This window comes from Spirillospora sp. NPDC127506 (assembly GCF_040302145.1).
Classification (GTDB): domain Bacteria; phylum Actinomycetota; class Actinomycetes; order Streptosporangiales; family Streptosporangiaceae; genus Spirillospora.
On the sequence record NZ_JBEORG010000014.1, the window covers coordinates 20,570 to 37,969 of the forward strand.

The window sequence follows — 17,400 nt, forward strand, 5'->3', positions numbered from 1 at the left end:
GATTCTCGTTCTCAGTGGGGATGCCCTGGCAACACCTCCCGGCGTACTTTTAGATGCCGCAAGGAGGGAGACCGGCCATGCCCGAGTCGGTCCGCCAGGACCTTCCCGCCACCGAGCACATCGCCTTCCCCGCTTCCGCCGACCAATTCCTCGTCATCCGCAAGGCGGCCGAACTGGTCGGCTGGACCATCACCGACTACGTCCTGTCCGCAGCCCTGGACCGCGCCGAACGAGACCTCTACGAACACGCCGCCGCCCTTGAGGCCACCGCCCCCGCCGACCCCGCCGCCCCGGACCCGTCCGCCCCCTTCGTGGCCCTCCTCACGGCCATGGCCTGACTCCATGACCGCTCTGGCGCAGGACGGCCGGGGCAACGCCTCCCGGCCGTCCCGCGCCACGGACGCACCACCCGCCCCTAGCCGCTGAGGCCCTCCGCCAGGCGCGCGGCATAGCCGGCGGCCTCGGCCTCCGACTCGTACTTCTGCCGCGGCCAGAAGAACCCGCGGAGCCCGTCCTTGCGATTCCGGGGGACCACATGGACGTGCAGGTGCGGCACGCTCTGGCTCACCCGGTTGTTCATGGCCACGAACGACCCCGCCGCGCCGAGCACCGACTCCATCGCACCTGCGAGCCGCTGCGCATGCCCGAAGAACGGCCCCAGGAACTCCTCGGGCAGATCCATGAGCGTCTCGACATGCGCACGCGGAACGAGCAGCGTGTGCCCCTTGAACAAGGGCCGCATATCGAGGAAGGCCATCACGTCCGCCGTGTCCAGCACGACATGCGCTGCCCGCTCCCCCTTGACGATCTCGCAGAACACACACGCCTTGCCCGCCGACTCACCCATCCCTCCATCCTCCCGCACCCCCCTGCGCTCGACGGTGCGAAGCGCTGGTAAGGGCAGCCGCGAGTGGCTGGGTTCATGGGCACCTTCGGGTGGCCGGACTCGTGAGCCAGCGGTGGTTAACGCCGGGCTTACGGCGCTGGGCCTACCGTTTGGTGATCATGCGGCTGGAGAACGTGGCCTTTCGTTATCGGCGGAAGGATCCCTGGGTGTTCAGGGACGTCTCGTTGTCTCTGGCGGCGGGCACCGTCACCGAGGTGACAGGGCACAACGGCGCGGGGAAGTCCACGCTCCTCCGCGTCATCGCCGGTCTGCGCCGACCGCGCGTCGGCGCCGTCCACGGCCGTCCGTCCAGGGTCGGGTACGCGCCAGAGCGGTTCCCCGTGGACCAGCCGTTCAGCGTCCGGACCTATCTGGGTCACATGGCGGCGATCCGCCAGGTGCCCGGAGACCCGGTCGCCACGTGGGCGGAGCGGCTCCGCTTCGATCACCTCCTTGACGTCCGGCTCTCCGAACTGTCGAAGGGCAGTGCTCAGAAGGTCGGCCTCGCCCAGGCCCTCATGGCCGATCCGGAACTCCTCATCCTGGACGAGCCGTTCGCGGGCCTGGACGCCGCCACCCGCGACGCACTGCCAGAACTGATCTCCCAACTGGCGGCGGCCGGCACGACCGTGGTCGTCAGCGACCATCAGCGCTGCATCGAGGCCCTCCCGGGCGTCGACCGCCTGAGGGTGGCCGACGCCTCCGTCACCCGCCTCACCTCCGACACCCCCACGACTGAGGAGCGGGTCACCCTGGAGGTTGAGGTGTCCGGGGACGAGGCTGAAAGTCTGGAGAGCAAGCTCCGGGCGGACGGCTACCGGGTGCGGAGGCGCGAGCGATGATCGCTGTCGTCCGGTTCCAGATGGCGGGGTATGTCCGTTCGCTGCGCGTCTTGCCGCCGTTCATCGTCGTGGTGCTGTTCGTGGCGCTGATCCTCATCCAGGGGCCGGGCGGGCCCGATGCCTCCGATCTCGCGGTCAGGACGTTCGCGGACGTGGCGGCGTTCATGTTCCCCGTGTGGGCGTGGGCGGCGCGCGCTCTGCTGGATACGCAACCCGATGAGCAGCGCGCGCTCACCGCCACCGCGGTCCGTGGCCCGTTCACGCCGGTCTGGGCGGGGCTGCTCGCGGCGTATGCGATGAACCTCTGCCTGGGCGTTGTCGTGCTGGCCGTTCCTCTCCTGCAGGCCGTGCAGGCGGGCTCGCCCGGCTCGGCGATCCTGACCGGCTGCGCACTGAACCTCCTCGTCGCCGTCCCGGGGACGCTGCTCGGCGCGTGGACGAGCCGGGCGGTCATCCCCGACCCCGGTGTTTCGCTGCTCGTGCTTCTGGGCGGGGCTCTGGCGCTGCTCCTTCTCGGCATCGGCCCCCTCGCCCGGCTCTCCGTGCCGATGATCGAGTGGCTGCGCGCGGCCCACGACGGGCCCGGCGCCTTCACCTCGGACTTCCCCGCCATCGCTCTCCACCTCGTCCTGTGGTCCTTGATCGTGGGCGCGCTCTACGTCGCGACGTCGCGCCACCGCCCCTAGCCCCTCAAGCCACCGTGGGTCAGGCGGCTTGGAGGGTCAGCCAGGTCTCCTCCGGAGGGGTGTTCTGCCGGTTGCAGAAGTAGAGGCGGCCCGGGTCGCCCCAGTACCAGCCGAGGCGGGGGTCGGAGTCGAGCTGGAGCAGGAGGCGCCACTCTTCGGCCGTGCGCTGCTCGTCCGGGGTGAGGGCCGGCGAGTTCGGGGAGACCAGGGTGCGGCCCGTCGAGGCGTAGACGCAGTCGGGGCCGAGCGGGCGCTGGACGAGGACCGGCCAGCCGCCCAGCTGGTGCGCCGGCGCGTTCTCCGCCCAGGTGTGGCGCGTCCAGGCGGCGTGGAGCTGCGCGTAGACCGGCAGGACGCCGCTGTTGATCGTCTCCAGGCGCTGGACGGCGGGCTCCTGAGGTGAGGGCAGGGAGAGGAACGGGGTCGCGGCCAGCGCGGTCTCGGGATACAGGGCCCTCTCGGGCGCGGCGGGTCGGAGAGGCCCGGTGAAGACGCGCCAGCCGCCCCAGTGCGAGGGTTCGTCTCCCCAGGGGCGGGGCGTCTCCGCCGCGTAGTAGAACGCGATGACCGAGGTGGGCAGGCCCGGTATGTCGCCGAAGCGCGCCAGGTCGGCGAAGTCGATCGCGCCCAGGAAGTCGAGGGGGCGGCCGTTCCACTCGGGCCAGGGCTCGTCCGGCGGGAGGAGGGGCGCGCCGCCGAGGCGGACGGGGGCGCCGTCGCCGGCGCCGAGGCGCAGCGCCGGCCTGGCCAGGGGCAGCAGGAGGGCGGTGATCTCCGGGGCGAGGAAGGCGTCGAGCAGGAGGCGGAGCCGGCGGAAGTGCGCGATGAGGTCCATGCACGTAGCGTCGCGCTAACGGGACGCTGCGTGCAGGGGTCCGCGAAATTGTGGATAACTCAGCATTCCAGTGCGCTCGCGAGCTGCACCAGGAAGCGGTCGACCTCCTGCTCCTCGTAGCCGGGCAGCAACCGGACGACGCGGAAGACGGTCTCCCGCACGTCGCGGGCCGTCACGGGCGGGGCGGTCCCGCGCAGGCCGGCGATCACGCGGTCCAGGAAGGCGTCGACGTCCCGGACGTCGTAGCCGGCGCGCAGGCCGCTGCTGGCGAACCGGGCGTTCTGGATCCAGTTGATCAGCCAGTCGGGTCGTGCGCGCGGCCTCCCGGCGCGTTCCGCGACCGGCCCCTTAGCCTGCAGCTCCCTGATGCACTCGCGGAGCAGCTCGTCCACCGCCCGGTGGTCGTAACCGCGCAGGACGACGTCGAAGCGGGTCTCGCGCACCTCGTCCACGGTGATCGGCGGCCCACCGTCCAGCGCCTGGGAGACCCGCTTCAGCAGCGTGTCGACCTGGTGCCGGTCATAGCCGCGCATGACCACCGGCAACCGCGCGCCCGTCCTCACCACTCCTCCGCTCGCGCCAGCGGGGCGCAGGGCACGCCCGCGGCTCAGTCCTTCGCCGACGCGGCCAGCTGCCCGCAGGCCCCGTCGATCTCCCTGCCCCGAGTGTCGCGCACCGTGACCGGGACTCTGTGGGCCTCCAGGCGCCTGACGAACTCGCGCTCGTCCTCCGGCCGGGAGGCGGTCCACTTGGACCCCGGCGTCGGGTTCAACGGGATCAGATTGACGTGAACGAGATTCCCGCGCAAGAGCCTTCCGAGAAGATCAGCCCGCCACGCCTGGTCGTTGACGTCCTTGATGAGGGCGTACTCGATCGAGACGCGGCGCCCGCTGCGGTCGGCGTAGGCCCAGGCCGCGTCCAGGACCTCGGACACCTTCCACCGGTTGTTGATGGGGACGAGGTCATCCCGCAGCTCGTCGTCGGGCGCGTGCAGGGACACCGCCAGCCGGACCGACATGTCCTCCGCGGCGAGCTTCTCGATCGCAGGGACGAGCCCCACCGTGGACACGGTGACAGAACGCTGGGAGATGCCCAGCCCGGCGGGTGCCGGATCGGTGATGCGGCGCACCGCGCCTATGACGGCCTTGTAGTTGGCCAGGGGCTCGCCCATGCCCATGAAGACGATGTTGGAGACGCGTCCGGGCCCGCCCGGGATGCGTCCGCGCGCCAGTGCGCGCGCGCCCGCGACGACCTGTTCCACGATCTCGGCGGTGGAGAGGTTACGTGTGAGCCCGGCCTGACCCGTCGCGCAGAAGGGGCAGTTCATGCCGCACCCCGCCTGGGACGAGACGCACATCGTGGCCCGGTCGGGGTAGCGCATGAGCACCGACTCGAACAGGACGCCGTCGAACGCCTTCCAGACGGTCTTGAGCGTCGTCCCGCCGTCGCAGTCCAGTTCGCGGACGGGCGTCAGCAGCGTGGGCAGCAGCTCCGACACCAGGCGCTCGCGGACGGCGGCGGGCAGATCGGTCATCTCGGCCGGGTCGTCCACCAGACGGGCGAAGTAGTGCCTGGACAGCTGGTCGGCGCGGAACGGCTTCTCCCCCAGCTCGGCGACCGCCTCGCGGCGCTCCGCCGCGGTGAGGTCGGCGAGGTGCCTCGGCGGCTTGGCGCGCCTCGGCGCGGCGAAGACGAGCTTCGCCGGGGTCTTCTCGGGCGCGGTGGCGGGCTGGGTCGCAGACATGGTCCTTCCAGTGTCGCAAACACCGGCCCGTGCATCGTCCGTCCGCGGCAAGGACGCCCGTCCCGGTAGGGCGACATTCCTGCACATGACCTTGTCTGCGACTAAGGTCTCGATCATGTCGGTTTTGCGTAAGGGCGGTGTCTCGTCCCGGGGGTCCGCGGCCAAGGTCGTCCACGCCGCGGCGAGCCCGTACGGCAGCCGGCGGCTCGTCGTCGAGACCGACGGCGACGTCACCGTGGCCTACCTGAAGGACGCGCGGGACTCGGTGGTCGGCGCGACATGGGTCGCGAACCACCGCAAGGCCCCGCCGGAGCTGGACCAGTCCCGGCTGGACGCGGGCCGCCCGCCCCTCCTCCCGGCGTCCCACCTGCGCGATCCGTCGGGACGCAAGGCGCTGGACGCCAAGTCCCTGGAAGTCGTGTGGTTCGAGGAGGGCGACGGCGTCGCCGTCCTGGAGGCGGGCGACCCCCTGTTCGTGATACCCGGCTGGTCGGACATGGGGCGCGGCATCCCCGGGTACGCGCGCGACGCCGTGCGCCAGAGCCCCTTCGCGTTCCCGCTGGACGAGGAGATCGAGGACTTCGGCCCCCGCATCGACCTGGCGCGCGAGCACTGGAAGCGGTGCAGGGCCGACGGTTCCTGGGCGGAGTTCCAGCAGTCGGTGCTCGGACACCTGCTGCAGCGGCTCGGCCCGAGCGGCCACTACTGGCACGACGTCGGACGGCAGCTGGCCGGCGGGAGGACGGGTGTCGCCCCCACGGTCGGGGTTTCGGAGCGTCCTGCGAGGAGCGGCCGCGATTTCACGGTGTTGAGCACGGTCGGGATGAGCCGCCAACGCATGCCCACGGTCGAGCTGTACGAGGACGATGTCGCGCCCTACGCGCGGATCGAACTCGCCGTCGCCAGCACGCTCCCCAGCCAGAAGGCCGGCAGCATCTTCCCCTGGCTGGCTCAGTACCCGTGGCGGTCGGTGACGTGGTTCGCCCCCGGGGACGTCGTCAAGTGGTACCACGAAGCCCGCACGTTCCCCCTGAGCAGCGGCGAGTCGTCCTGGGAGGGCGTGCTGCTCCTGGACGACCCGAGCCGTCTGGCTGGCCCTGAGGCCCCCGCCATGGGCGGGTTCACGCTCAACGGGGATGCCGTCCGGTGGCTGTGGCTCGTCCCCATCACCGGCGAGGAGCACCGCTACGCGAAGAGCGAGGGATCGGACGCGCTGATCCGGCGCCTGGCGCAGCAGGGCCGCTCCTGGGTCATCTCTTAGGTCGGGAGGAACAGCTCCAGGAAAAGCCACACGACGGGGGCCGTCGCGACCAGCGAGTCGAGGCGGTCCATCACCCCGCCGTGGCCCGGTAGGAGCGTTCCCATGTCCTTGATGCCGAGATCCCGCTTGATCATCGACTCGACGAGGTCGCCTGCGGTCGCGGTGACCACGGCGGCGAGCCCGATGACGACGCCCTGCCAGACCTGCCCGCCGTCCAGCAGCCACCAGACGAGCCACCCGCCCACGGCCATGCACGTGATGGCGGAGCCGGTGACGCCCTCCCATGTCTTCTTGGGGCTGATCGTGGGGGCGAGCTTGTGCTTGCCCAGGAACGACCCCGCGAAGTAGCCGCCGATGTCGCTGGCGACGGTCGTCGCGATGAAGATGACGATGCGGTGGTCGCCGTCGTCAGGCCGCATGAGCAGCGCGACGATGCCGCCCATCAGCACCAGGTAGCCGGCCACGAACGACCCGGCGGCGACGTCCCGCACGTATCCGGCGGCGCCCTCGGTCATCCGCACCATCAGCAGCGCCAGCACCGTCAGGGACACCGCCGCCACCGTGGCGGTGGGCCCCCACACATACGAGACGACCGGTGTGCCCACCATGCCGGTGGCGACGGGGATGAACGGGACGCGGATGTCGCGGCTCTTGAACGCCTCGGTCAGCTCCCGCATGCCGAGGAAGAGGAACACGATCATCACGGCAAGGAAGATCTCCTTGACCGTGTAGAGCGACACCAGCACCAGCGCGCCCAGCGCGACGCCCACGCCGATGGCGAGCGGCAGGTTCCGGCCGGTCCTGCTCTCCCGCTTCCCCTCGGAAGCCCCAGCCGGCGCATCCGCGGACGCCTCGGAGGCCCCTTGCCTCAGGGGCGGGGCCGCGGCGGTGGCACCGACCGGCGGCGCCTCCTCGGCGGGGACGTCCTTCGAGGGACCGTCCTGCTCGGAGGGCGAGTCGAGCGCTTCTCCGGGGGGCGGGCCGGCCATGTCGACCTCCGGCTCGTCCGGGGAACCCGAGGGCTCCCCGGCATCGTCGAGTTCCATCAAACCTCGAGCAGTTCGGCCTTCTTGTGCTCGAGCAGCTCGTCGATCTGCGCAACGTAGCGGTGCGTCATGTCTTCGAGCTCCTTCTCGGCACGCCGTACCTCGTCCTCGCCGGCCTCGCCGTCCTTGGCGAGCTTGTCGAGGGTGTCCTTGGCGCGGCGCCGGATGTTGCGGATGGAGACCCGGCTCTCCTCGGCCTTGCTCCCGGCGACCTTGATGAACTCCCTGCGGCGCTCCTCCGACAGCTCGGGGAACACGACCCGGATGACGTTGCCGTCGTTGGTGGGGTTCACGCCGAGGTCGCTCTCGCGGATCGCCTTCTCCACCGCCTGCATGGACGACTTGTCGAAGACCTGGACGATGACCATCCGCGGCTCCGGCAGCGTGAACGACGCGAGCTGGTTGATCGGCGTCGGCGTCCCGTAGTACTCGGCGGTGATCTTGTTGAACATCGCGGGGGTTACCCGGCCGGTGCGGATGGCCTGGAAGTCCTCCTTGGCGACCGCGACCGCCTTCTCCATCTTCTCCTCGGCCTCGAGGAGGGTCTCGTCGATCACTGTGACTCCCATGTCATCTGGTCGGCCCTGGTTGTGCGGTTCCGCGGCGCGCCGGAGCGCCGCGGGGGCTGCGGTCAGCCCTGTGCCGGGCTGACCAGCGTGCCGATCTTCTCACCCCGGACGGCCCGGACGATATTGCCCTGCCCCATGAGGTCGAAGACCACGATGGGGAGAGCGTTGTCCATGCAGAGACTGATGGCCGTGGCGTCCATGACCTTCAGGCCCCGCTGTAGGACTTCACCGTAATCCAAATGGTCGAACTTGACCGCGTCTGGATTCTTCCGTGGATCGGCGTCGTACACACCGTCCACTTGGGTGGCCTTCAGTACCGCTTCTGCGCCGATCTCCAGGGCACGCTGGGCGGCGGTGGTGTCGGTGGAGAAGAAAGGCTGCCCGAGACCCGCGCCGAAGATGACCACGCGGCCCTTCTCCAGGTGCCGGATGGCGCGCCGCGGAATATACGGCTCGGCCACCTGGCTCATGGTGATGGCGGTCTGCACCCGCGTGTCCAGCCCCAGCTTCTCCAGGAAGTCCTGCAGGGCGAGGCAGTTGATGACGGTGCCGATCATCCCCATGTAGTCGGCGCGGCCGCGGTCCATGCCGCGCTCGGCCATCACGGCGCCGCGGAACATGTTGCCGCCGCCGCAGACGACCGCGACCTGCACGCCGTCCCGGACGGCCTCGGCGACGGCCTCAGCGACGTGCTGGACGACCTCGGGGTCGATGCCGAGCGGTTCGCGCCCGGCGAAGGCCTCGCCCGAGAGCTTCAGCAGCACCCGCTTCCAGCCGTCCCGGGGCGCGTGCCCGCGGGCGCCGTGCCCGTCGGACGACGAGGCCGCCGTCGCGCTAGTGGTCGTCTTGTCCGGCACGTCGGCGGCCTCCTCGTTCGTCGCGGTATCTCTCGGGTCCCTGTCTCCAGAGTGCCCCTACGCCTGCCCGACCTTGAACCGGGCGAAGCGGACGACCTTCACACCGGCCTCGTCGAGGACCTTGGCGATCGTCTTCTTGTTGTCCTTCACGAACGCCTGCTCCACGAGGACGAAGTCGCGGAAGTAGGCGTTCACCCGGCCCTCGACGATCTTGGGGATGGCCTTCTCGGGCTTGCCCTCGTCGCGGGTGAGCTGCTCGGCGAGCGCCCGCTCCTTCTCGATCACCTCGGCGGGGATCTCCTCGCGGGTGAGGTACTTCGGCGCCATCGCGGCGATCTGCTGCGCGACGTCCTTGGCGACCTCGGGGTTCTCCTTGTCCAGCTCGACCAGCACGCCGGTGGTCGGCGGCAGGGACGGGTCGGACTTGTGCAGGTAGCTGGCCACGTAGGCGCCCGTGAAGTGGGCGAAGCGGCGCAGCTCCAGCTTCTCGCCGATCTTGGCGCTGTTCTCCTCGATCAGGGCCTGGACGGTCTTGCCGGGCTCGATCTCGGCGGTCAGCAGGGCGGCCGCGTCGGCGGCGCCGCTGCCGGCGGCGAACTCGACAAGGCGCTGGGCCAGCTCGATGAACTGCGCGTTCTTGGCGACGAAGTCGGTCTCGCAGTTGAGCTCCAGCAGGGCGCCGTCGCCCGAGCCGTTGAAGTGCTCGGCGACGAGGCCGTTGGCGGCGGTGCGCTCGGCGCGCTTGCCGACGTCCTTGGCGCCCTTGAGGCGCAGCAGCTCCGTCGCCTTCTCGAAGTCGCCGTCCGCCTCGGTGAGGGCGTTCTTCACGGCCATCATGCCGGAGCCGGTCAGGTCGCGCAGCCGCTTGACGTCAGCGGCGGTGAAGTTGGCCATCGCTCTCTTCGCTTCTCTCGTCGTTGGTCGTGGACCCGCGACGGTCCCGGCGGCGCCCGTGCGGGGCCGCCGGGACCGCGGGATCAAGCCTGCTCGGCCTCGGCGGGCTTCGGCGCCTCGGCGGCCTCGTCGGCCGGCGCGGCCGCGGGGGCCTCCGCCGCAGCCTGCGGCTCGGCGCCCTCGGACGGCTTGTTCTCCAGCAGGTCGCGCTCCCACTCGGCCAGCGGCTCGGCGTTGCCGGCGGGGGCGGCGCCCTCGGCGGGCTTCTCGTCCCCTCCGGTCGCGGCGCCCGCGCGCGCGAGGAGGCCGTCGGCGACGGAGTCGGCGACCACGCGGGTCAGCAGGCTGACGCTGCGGATGGCGTCGTCGTTGCCCGGGACCGGGTAGTCGACCTCGTCGGGGTCGCAGTTGGTGTCGAGGATCGCCACGACCGGGATACCGAGCTTCTTGGCCTCGTTGACCGCGATGTGCTCCTTCTTGGTGTCCACGATCCAGATGGCGCTCGGAACCTTCGCCATGTCGCGGATGCCGCCGAGGGTGCGCTCCAGCTTGTCCTTCTCGCGGCGCAGGCCGAGCAGCTCCTTCTTGGTCATGCCGGAGCCGGCCACGTCGTCGTAGTTGATCTCCTCCAGCTCCTTGAGCCGGGTGAGCCGCTTGTGGACGGTGGAGAAGTTGGTGAGCATGCCGCCCAGCCAGCGCTGGTTCACGTAGGGCATGCCGACCCGGGTGGCCTGCTCGGCGATGGACTCCTGCGCCTGCTTCTTGGTGCCGACGAACAGGATCGTGCCGCCGTGGGCCACCGTGGCCTTGACGAACTCGAACGCGCGGTCGATGTAGGACAGCGACTGCTGCAGGTCGATGATGTAGATGCCGTTGCGCTCGGTGAGGATGAAGCGCTTCATCTTCGGGTTCCACCGGCGGGTCTGGTGGCCGAAGTGGACGCCGCTCTCAAGGAGCTGCCGCATGGTGACGACGGGTGCCATTGCCCGTGCTCTCCTTCTCTGGCCCTGCCGGGCCGCATTCGGTTGTCTGCCTGCGCCCGGGTGCGGCCCCACCGTCGCCGTGCGACGGACCTAGGGACTGCGCCCCACCGAGTGCGGTGGCATGCGGACGCGTGAAATCAGCCGCCGTGGGGCGTCCCACGCGGCCGGCCCGTTGCCGGGTCTGAGCCTGTCGTTCCGGGAGCGGCTTCTCGTCTCCCCACCCGGAGGCGGATCGATGACGGCCTGGCCCTGGCCGGTGTCCTTCCGGGCACCCCCACAGATTATCAGGGCGCCGACGCGTCCGGGCATCAACGGTCCGCGGGGTTATCCACAGTTCGCCGACCCCGTCGACGCGGCGCCGCGGGCCCGGCAGGCTGCGGTGCATGACGCTGCTCAGCCTGCTGCTCACCTGCGTGATCGCCGTCGGCGGACCCGGTCTGGACGCATGGCGCTGGCCGTTGGGCCCGCCCGCGCCGCGGGTGCTCCGGGGCTTCTCGCCGCCGTCCAGCCCGTGGGGGCCGGGCCATCGCGGGGTGGATCTCGCCGGCCGCCCCGGGCAGGCCGTCTACGCCACCGGGCCGGGGCGCGTCTCCTACGCCGACCGCCTGGCGGGGCGCGGCGTCGTGGCGATCGACCACGGGCCGCTGCGCACGACGTATCTTCCCGTCCGCCCGAGCGTGCATGTGGGACGCCTGGTCGCGTCCGGCACGCGCATCGGGGTCCTGGAGCGCGGCCGGCATTGCCGCGTCCCGTGCCTTCACTGGGGGCTGCGCCGCGGTGCCCTCTACCTCGACCCGCTCAACCTCGTCCAGCACCGGGTACGCCTCCTCCCCCAGTGGCCGCGCCGCTCTGCGAGCCCCTCGCCCGAACCGCCGGAGCCCCGAATGGCCCTGCGCGATGCGACCACGGCGACGGGCGGAGCGCTGACGGGCATGCTCCTGACACTGACCGCGGCCTTCGTCTGGCGCCGTACCCGTATCCGCTTCCGCCTCCACCGCCGCCGCCGTCACCCACCGGGCGTGATCAACCTGTCCCAAGAACGCCGCCTGCGCCGAACCCCCTGACACCCGAGGCCGCCGCCCCCCGCACGCGGGGGGCGGCGGCCCCCTCCAACGTCACGACCAGCCCCGGATTTCTCGCGCCTGGGCAGTACGGTCACGCGGCGGACGTGCCGTTGCTGGGGGCGGCGGGGGATACGAGCACCTCCAGGCATGATCGACGGATCCCGTTGATGAGCCTTGGTCAGCCAGTCGGGGAGATGCCGGGGGCGTCCGACTCCTCCATCACCCTCAGTCCGGGTGGGTGCTGCGGGGGTGGGCTTGGCGGTGAACCTGCTTCAGCCGTTCGGCTGAGACATGGGTGTAGAGCTGGGTGGTCTGGAGGGAGGCGTGGCCCAGGATCTCCTGGACGCTGCGCAGGTCGGCGCCGCCCTCTAGCAGGTGTGTGGCTGCGCTGTGGCGGAGCCCATGGGGGCTCAGGTCGGGGACCTGGCCGACCTCGGAGATCCGGTCGTGGACGATGCGGCGCGCGGTGGTCGGGTGGAGGCGTCCCCCGCGGACGCCCAGGAAGAGCGCGGGGCCGCTGTCCCCGGTGGCGAAGGAAGGGCGCCCCGCGCGAAGCCAGTCTTGGACGGCGCGGACGGCCGGTTCGCCTATCGGGACGATGCGTTCCCGTCCGCCCTTGCCGAGGACGCGGAGCGTCCTGCGCCCGGTGTCCAGGTCGTCGATGTCGAGTCCACAGAGTTCGCTGACACGGACGCCCGTGCCGTAGAGCACCTCCAGGACGGCCAGGTCACGGAGGCCGAGAGGGCCTTGGGCGTCCATGGTGTCGAGGAGGCGCGCCGCGTGCTCTTGGTTGAGGACGTCAGGGAGGTCACGCTGCCGCTTGGGGGCGCCCAGGAGCAGCCCTGGATCGTCCTGAAGGAGTCCCGTCCTGTGCAGGTGCCGGGTGAATGCGCGGGCGGCCGCCGTCCGGCGGGCCAGGGTGGCGCGGGAACGGCCTAGGGCGTGCTGGCGTGCGAGCCAGGCCCGCAGTAACGAGACGTCCAGGTCGGCGGGTTCGGTGACGCCGATGACGGCGGCATATGCGCACAGGTCGGCCAGATCGCCCAGATAGGCCCGCAGCGTGTGCGGCGACACGTCCCGTTCGGCGCTGAGATGGCGTCCGAAGTCGGCTACGGCGTCCTCCAGCGCGTTCGTCACATCCGCCACGCTGCGCCAACGATCCGGCCGGCGCAAGCACCGACGGGGGTGGCCCACGAATCGCCGCAAATCTCCAGGCGGGTTATCCACAGATTGTCGTTTCATGGCTACGCGTCGTCACCTCCCGGCAGTGTCGAAGCCGGAGGTGAGGAACCCGTGAACGCTCATATCGGTCTCGGCCGGCGCGGTGAGGACGCCGCCGTCGACTACCTCGTCGGCCTCGGCTGGACGATCCTCGACCGCAACTGGCGATGCCGCGAAGGCGAACTGGACATCGTGGCCCACGACGGGCGCCGGCACGTCGTCTGCGAGGTGAAGACGCGCAGATCCGCCCGGTTCGGCGATCCCGTCGAAGCGGTCACCACCGAGAAGGCGGCGCGGTTACGGCGGCTGGCCTGGCGGTGGGCCGCCGCCCACGGGGTCGGCGGCGCCCCCATGCGGGTCGACGTCCTCGGCCTGACCGGGGACGGCGACGGATTCTCGATCGACCACCTGCGGGAGGTGTGCTGATGACGCTCGCGAAGACCCGCTCGGTGTCGCTCGTCGGGGTGGACGGCTTCGTCGTCGACGTGGAGGCGGCCATCACCAGCGGCGTCCCCGGCCTGCATCTGGTCGGCCTCCCGGACACGGCGCTCAGCGAGGCCCGCGACCGCGTCCGCGCCGCCATCTTCAACTCCGGAGAAGACTGGCCCAACCGCCATGTCACGGTGTCGCTGTTCCCGGCGAGCATGCCGAAGAAGGGCTCCACGTTCGACCTCGCCATCGCCATTTCGCTGCTCGCGGCGGCGGAGGTCATCCCCGCGCGAAGCTGCGCCGGGATGGTGCTGATCGGCGAACTCGGCCTGGACGGCCGCATACGTCCGATCCAGGGGATACTCCCCGCCGTGCTGGCCGCCGCCAACCGGGGCTGCCGGACGGTCGTGGTCCCCCAGGCGAACGCCGCGGAAGCCGAACTCGTCCCCGGCATGCAGGTGGTGTCGGCGAGCACGCTGCGCGGGCTGCTGTGCACCCTGCGCGACGAGCCGCCGCCCATCGAGGAGGACGAGGAGGACGACTTCGCCCTTCCCCCCGACGGGTACGCCATCAGGCGGCAGGAGATCTCGCCCGATCTGGATCTGGCCGACGTCCGGGGGCAGGCCGAGGCCCGCCGCGCGCTGGAGATCAGCGCGGCGGGAGGGCACCACCTGTTCTTCGCCGGGCCGCCGGGCTGCGGCAAGACGATGCTGGCGGAGCGGCTGCCGACGCTGCTGCCGCCCCTGGAACCCGAGATCGCGCTGGAGGTCACCGCGATCCACTCGGTCGCCGGAACCCTCCGCCCGGGTCAGCCGCTGATCACCCAGCCGCCGTTTTATGCCCCGCATCACACCGCCTCGCGGGCGGCGATGGTCGGCGGCGGGTCGGGCCGGGTTCTGCAGCCGGGCGCCGTGTCCCTCGCGCACCGGGGGATCCTTTTCCTGGACGAGGCGCCGGAGTTCCAATTGGGGACGCTGGACGCCCTGCGCCAGCCCCTCGAAGAGGGCGTCGTCCGCATCTCCCGCATCGAGGGCATCGCGCAGTTCCCCGCACGGTTCACGCTCGTCCTCGCGGCGAACCCGTGCCCGTGCGCCGCGGCAAAGCAGATCGACTGCTCCTGCGCCCCGGGCGTCCGCCGCAAGTACGCCGGCCGCGTGACCGGCCCGCTCCTCGACCGCATCGACCTCAAACTGGAGCTGACACCGGCCAGCCGGGCCGAACTCCGCTACGACCTGGAGTTCGCCGAGTCCAGCAAGGTGGTGGCCGAACGCGTCCAGCTCGCCAGGGAACGGACGCGCCACCGCCTCGCCGGCACCCCGTGGCGTTCGAACTCCGAGGTCCCCGGCCCGGAGCTGCGCAAGCGCTTCACCCCCTCCGCGGAGGCGATGCGGGCGGCCGACGAGGCCCTGCAGCGGGGCACGCTGAGCGCACGCGGCCTCGACCGCATCCTGCGGGTCGCCTGGACCATCGCCGACCTGGCAGGCCACGACGAACCCGGGCCGGACGACGTCGGCGGCGCGCTCGCCCTGTGGTCCGCGGGGCGCCAATGAGCGACGAGAGAACCGCCCGCGCCACCCTCACCGCCGTCGCCGAGCCGGGCGACGCGTTCCTCAACCGCATCATCGACCACTGCGGCCCGGAGGGGGCCCTCGAAGCGGTCCGCACGGCTCGGCTCCCCAGCTCCATCGACGCCACTCCCAAGGAGGTCCGGCGCCTCGGCCAATGGCGGATCCGCCTCATCGCCGCGGAACCCGACCAGGACATGGCGGTCTGCGCCCAGTTCCGCGGCCGACTCATCTGCCCGGGAGATCCCGAATGGCCGACGACCCTCGACGATCTCGGCACCGGACGCCCCTACGCGCTGTGGCTGCGCGGCCCCGGCGACCTGCGCTACTCCTGCCTGCGTTCGGTCGCCGTCGTCGGTTCCCGCGCCGCGTCCCCCTACGGACTGCGCGCCGCCGCCGATTTCGCGTCCGACCTCGCCGACGGCGGCTGGACGGTGATCTCCGGCGGCGCCCTCGGGATCGACGCGGCCGCCCACCGGGGTGCGCTGGCCGCGGACGGCCCGACCGTCGCGGTCCTCGCCAACGGGGTGGACGTCCCCTACCCGGCGTCCAACGAGGGGCTGTTCGCCGAGATGGCGCGGCGGTCCCTGCTGGTGAGCGAGTCGCCGCCGGGGACCCACCCGCACCGGCTGCGGTTCCTCGTCCGCAACCGGGTGATCGCGGCGCTGTCCCGCGGCACGGTCATCGTCGAGGCGGAGGCCCGCAGCGGCGCCCTGAACACGGCCGGCTGGGCGTCCAGACTCGGCCGGGTGGTGATGGCCGTGCCCGGGCCGATCACGTCCCGCTCCTCGGTCGGCTGCCACCGGCTCCTGCGGGAGGAGGGCGTCACGCTGGTCACGCGCCCCGAGGAGATCATCGAGGCGGTGGGGCGCATCGGCGCCGACCTGGCGCCACCGCCCAGCACCCCCGTCCTCGCCCGCGACCGCCTCGAACCGGTCACCAGGTCCGTCCTGGAGGCGCTCCCGGCCCGCGGCGCGGCCGGCCCCGCGCAGCTCGCCGTCAAGGCGGGCGTCGACCTGACCACGGTCAACGCGAAACTGGGCCTCCTGTCGGCGGCCGGCTTCATCGAACGCGCCCCCTCCGGCTGGCGCCTCACGAAGTCCGGGAAATCCCCCAATGGCCCAGCCGAAGAACCCAACATCCCGGACTCTCCGCCCGAGGAGCCGAAATGACCCCGAGCCCGCTTCAGGAAGAGAAATCCGCGCCGGCGAGCACCGAGGCCACGGGACTCGGAGAAAGCCGCGGACGTCCACCGATCGCGGGCTACTCCTCAGAGGGGAGTTCGAAATCGCTCTTGGCGAGTTCTTCGACGTTCACGTCCTTGAACGTGACAACACGCACATTCTTGACGAAGCGGGCAGGGCGGTACATGTCCCAGACCCACGCGTCCTGCATCGTGACCTCGAAGAAGACATCGCCGGTATCGGTGTTGCGCACCTGAAGGTCGACGGAGTTCGTGAGGTAGAACCTGCGCTCGGTCTCGACGACGTAGCTGAACAGGCCGAGGACGTCGCGGTACTCGCGATAGAGCTGCAGCTCCATCTCGGTCTCGTACTTCTCGAGCTCCTCGGCGCTCACGCTCGTGCCCCTTCCGCGCGGCCTTCGCCGGAGACCTCCCCCTCGGTCTCCTCCCCCAAGCCCACATCTCCATTGTTGCGCAAGGCCCGCCCGACGTTGACGTAGGAGAACCGATGCTCTGGACACGGACCGTGCGCGGTGAGCGCCTCGCCGTGCGCGCGGGTCACGTAGCCCTTGTGGACGTCGAAACCGTACTGGGGGTACCGCTCGTGGAGCTCCACCATGATCCGGTCCCGGGTGACCTTGGCGACGATGGACGCCGCCGCCACGCACGCCGCGGCCTGGTCGCCTTTGATCATCGCCAGGCCGGGGACGTCCAGCCCCGGCACGCGGAAGCCGTCGCTGAGGACGTAGGCGGGCCGCTTGTCCAGGGCGGCCAGGGCCCGCCGCATCCCGGTGACATTGCACCGGTGGAGGCCGATCCGGTCGATGTCGTGGCACGGGATGACGATCGCGCTCCACGCGTACGCGCGCTCGGTGATCTCCGCGTACAGCTCTTCGCGACGCGCGGGGGTGAGCAGCTTGGAGTCGGTGAGACCGTCGATCCTTCCGCGTCCTCCCTGCAGGATCACCGCTGCCACCACGAGCGGCCCCGCGCAGGCCCCGCGCCCCGCCTCGTCGACGCCGGCCACGGGGCTGAACCCGCCATGGGCCAAGGCGCGCTCGAACGCGAACAGCCCTGCGTCCCGGCGGGGGGTGAAGCGGAGAGGACGTCCCTTCATGCTCCGCAGCGTACGTCCACGCACCGACGCCTCGCTCCGATTGCCCGCGATAGCCCACCATGTCCACTCCCGAACCACGACAGACTTCGCGAAACACCAGCGCACGCGAGGCAACAGGCGGCGCGAACACACGACCAAGCGCCTTCGCCTGTCCGATTCGCTCTCCGGGTGCCGTGCGCCCGACCCCCGTTGTGGGCGGGCGGGTGGCAGGCAGCTGG

The 17,400-nt window shown here is 71.2% G+C and carries 20 protein-coding genes; 8 read left to right on the forward strand and 12 right to left on the reverse strand.

Features of this window, described 5'->3' with window-relative positions; genetic code table 11:
- The first annotated feature begins 77 nt into the window (after nt 1-77).
- Entirely contained in the window at nt 78-338 is a 261-nt protein-coding gene (locus ABTW95_RS15650; protein WP_396445923.1) for a type II toxin -antitoxin system TacA 1-like antitoxin, read from the forward strand.
- Nucleotides 339-415: 77 nt separating this feature from the next.
- On the opposite strand, the gene ABTW95_RS15655 is transcribed toward ABTW95_RS15650, so the two are convergent.
- On the reverse strand, nt 416-847 hold the full coding sequence (locus tag ABTW95_RS15655; RefSeq protein ID WP_396445922.1) for an HIT family protein: 432 nt from the start codon (nt 845-847) through the stop codon (nt 416-418).
- 206 nt (nt 848-1,053) lie between these two features.
- Here ABTW95_RS15655 and ABTW95_RS15660 point away from each other — a divergent pair, with 206 nt between their 5' ends.
- On the forward strand, nt 1,054-1,728 hold the full coding sequence (locus ABTW95_RS15660; protein ID WP_500226623.1) for an ATP-binding cassette domain-containing protein: 675 nt from the start codon (nt 1,054-1,056) through the stop codon (nt 1,726-1,728).
- Nucleotides 1,725-2,414, forward strand: a complete 690-nt coding sequence (locus ABTW95_RS15665) for a hypothetical protein (RefSeq protein ID WP_396445920.1) — start codon at nt 1,725-1,727, stop codon at nt 2,412-2,414. The genes ABTW95_RS15660 and ABTW95_RS15665 overlap by 4 nt, the downstream gene beginning before the upstream one ends.
- A gap of 19 nt (nt 2,415-2,433) precedes the next feature.
- Here the strand turns inward: ABTW95_RS15665 and ABTW95_RS15670 are convergent, their stop codons facing one another.
- The 3 genes from ABTW95_RS15670 to rlmN are packed head-to-tail and all read right to left on the reverse strand — an operon-like array spanning nt 2,434 to nt 4,993.
- Nucleotides 2,434-3,249: a DUF1963 domain-containing protein gene (locus ABTW95_RS15670; protein ID WP_500226624.1), complete on the reverse strand. Its 816-nt coding sequence runs from the start codon at nt 3,247-3,249 to the stop codon at nt 2,434-2,436.
- 59 nt (nt 3,250-3,308) lie between these two features.
- Complete coding sequence (locus ABTW95_RS15675) at nt 3,309-3,812, reverse strand: DivIVA domain-containing protein (protein ID WP_500226625.1); 504 nt, start codon at nt 3,810-3,812, stop codon at nt 3,309-3,311.
- A 44-nt stretch (nt 3,813-3,856) separates the two neighbouring features.
- Complete coding sequence (gene rlmN, locus ABTW95_RS15680) at nt 3,857-4,993, reverse strand: dual-specificity RNA methyltransferase RlmN (protein WP_396445916.1); 1,137 nt, start codon at nt 4,991-4,993, stop codon at nt 3,857-3,859.
- A gap of 115 nt (nt 4,994-5,108) precedes the next feature.
- Between rlmN and ABTW95_RS15685 the strand changes: the two genes are divergently transcribed.
- Nucleotides 5,109-6,254 carry a suppressor of fused domain protein gene (locus ABTW95_RS15685; RefSeq protein ID WP_500226626.1) on the forward strand — a complete coding sequence of 382 codons (1,146 nt, stop codon included), beginning with the start codon at nt 5,109-5,111 and terminating at the stop codon, nt 6,252-6,254.
- On the opposite strand, the gene ABTW95_RS15690 is transcribed toward ABTW95_RS15685, so the two are convergent.
- From ABTW95_RS15690 to rpsB, 5 genes are all read right to left on the reverse strand, one after another.
- Nucleotides 6,251-7,300: a phosphatidate cytidylyltransferase gene (locus ABTW95_RS15690; RefSeq protein ID WP_396445914.1), complete on the reverse strand. Its 1,050-nt coding sequence runs from the start codon at nt 7,298-7,300 to the stop codon at nt 6,251-6,253. The genes ABTW95_RS15685 and ABTW95_RS15690 overlap by 4 nt on opposite strands.
- Complete coding sequence (gene frr / locus ABTW95_RS15695) at nt 7,300-7,857, reverse strand: ribosome recycling factor (protein WP_396445913.1); 558 nt, start codon at nt 7,855-7,857, stop codon at nt 7,300-7,302. Before frr ends, ABTW95_RS15690 begins: the two co-directional genes overlap by 1 nt.
- A gap of 74 nt (nt 7,858-7,931) precedes the next feature.
- Entirely contained in the window at nt 7,932-8,633 is a 702-nt protein-coding gene (pyrH, locus tag ABTW95_RS15700) for a UMP kinase (protein ID WP_396445912.1), read from the reverse strand.
- 150 nt (nt 8,634-8,783) lie between these two features.
- A complete protein-coding gene (gene tsf, locus ABTW95_RS15705) occupies nt 8,784-9,620 on the reverse strand; it encodes a translation elongation factor Ts (RefSeq protein ID WP_396445911.1) in 837 nt (278 codons plus the stop codon).
- 83 nt (nt 9,621-9,703) lie between these two features.
- The gene (rpsB, locus tag ABTW95_RS15710; protein WP_396445910.1) at nt 9,704-10,603 is read right to left on the reverse strand and encodes a 30S ribosomal protein S2; all 900 of its coding nucleotides are present in this window, start codon (nt 10,601-10,603) and stop codon (nt 9,704-9,706) included.
- A 383-nt stretch (nt 10,604-10,986) separates the two neighbouring features.
- On the opposite strand from rpsB, the gene ABTW95_RS15715 reads away from it, so the two are divergent.
- Nucleotides 10,987-11,667: a murein hydrolase activator EnvC family protein gene (locus ABTW95_RS15715; protein ID WP_396445909.1), complete on the forward strand. Its 681-nt coding sequence runs from the start codon at nt 10,987-10,989 to the stop codon at nt 11,665-11,667.
- 225 nt (nt 11,668-11,892) lie between these two features.
- Here ABTW95_RS15715 and ABTW95_RS15720 read toward each other — a convergent pair whose 3' ends face one another.
- Entirely contained in the window at nt 11,893-12,813 is a 921-nt protein-coding gene (locus ABTW95_RS15720) for a tyrosine recombinase XerC (protein ID WP_396445908.1), read from the reverse strand.
- A 147-nt stretch (nt 12,814-12,960) separates the two neighbouring features.
- On the opposite strand from ABTW95_RS15720, the gene ABTW95_RS15725 reads away from it, so the two are divergent.
- From ABTW95_RS15725 to dprA, 3 genes are read left to right on the forward strand one after another with little or no spacing between them, the layout of a single operon-like run.
- Nucleotides 12,961-13,314, forward strand: a complete 354-nt coding sequence (locus ABTW95_RS15725) for a YraN family protein (RefSeq protein WP_396445907.1) — start codon at nt 12,961-12,963, stop codon at nt 13,312-13,314.
- Nucleotides 13,314-14,867: a YifB family Mg chelatase-like AAA ATPase gene (locus ABTW95_RS15730; protein WP_396445906.1), complete on the forward strand. Its 1,554-nt coding sequence runs from the start codon at nt 13,314-13,316 to the stop codon at nt 14,865-14,867. Before ABTW95_RS15725 ends, ABTW95_RS15730 begins: the two co-directional genes overlap by 1 nt.
- On the forward strand, nt 14,864-16,054 hold the full coding sequence (dprA, locus tag ABTW95_RS15735; protein WP_396445905.1) for a DNA-processing protein DprA: 1,191 nt from the start codon (nt 14,864-14,866) through the stop codon (nt 16,052-16,054). Before ABTW95_RS15730 ends, dprA begins: the two co-directional genes overlap by 4 nt.
- A 91-nt stretch (nt 16,055-16,145) precedes the next feature.
- Here dprA and ABTW95_RS15740 read toward each other — a convergent pair whose 3' ends face one another.
- Together ABTW95_RS15740 and ABTW95_RS15745 are read right to left on the reverse strand one after the other, a co-directional pair.
- Entirely contained in the window at nt 16,146-16,460 is a 315-nt protein-coding gene (locus tag ABTW95_RS15740) for a DUF2469 domain-containing protein (RefSeq protein WP_396445904.1), read from the reverse strand.
- The gene (locus tag ABTW95_RS15745) at nt 16,457-17,182 is read right to left on the reverse strand and encodes a ribonuclease HII (RefSeq protein ID WP_396445903.1); all 726 of its coding nucleotides are present in this window, start codon (nt 17,180-17,182) and stop codon (nt 16,457-16,459) included. Before ABTW95_RS15745 ends, ABTW95_RS15740 begins: the two co-directional genes overlap by 4 nt.
- Between the last annotated feature and the right edge of the window lie 218 nt (nt 17,183-17,400).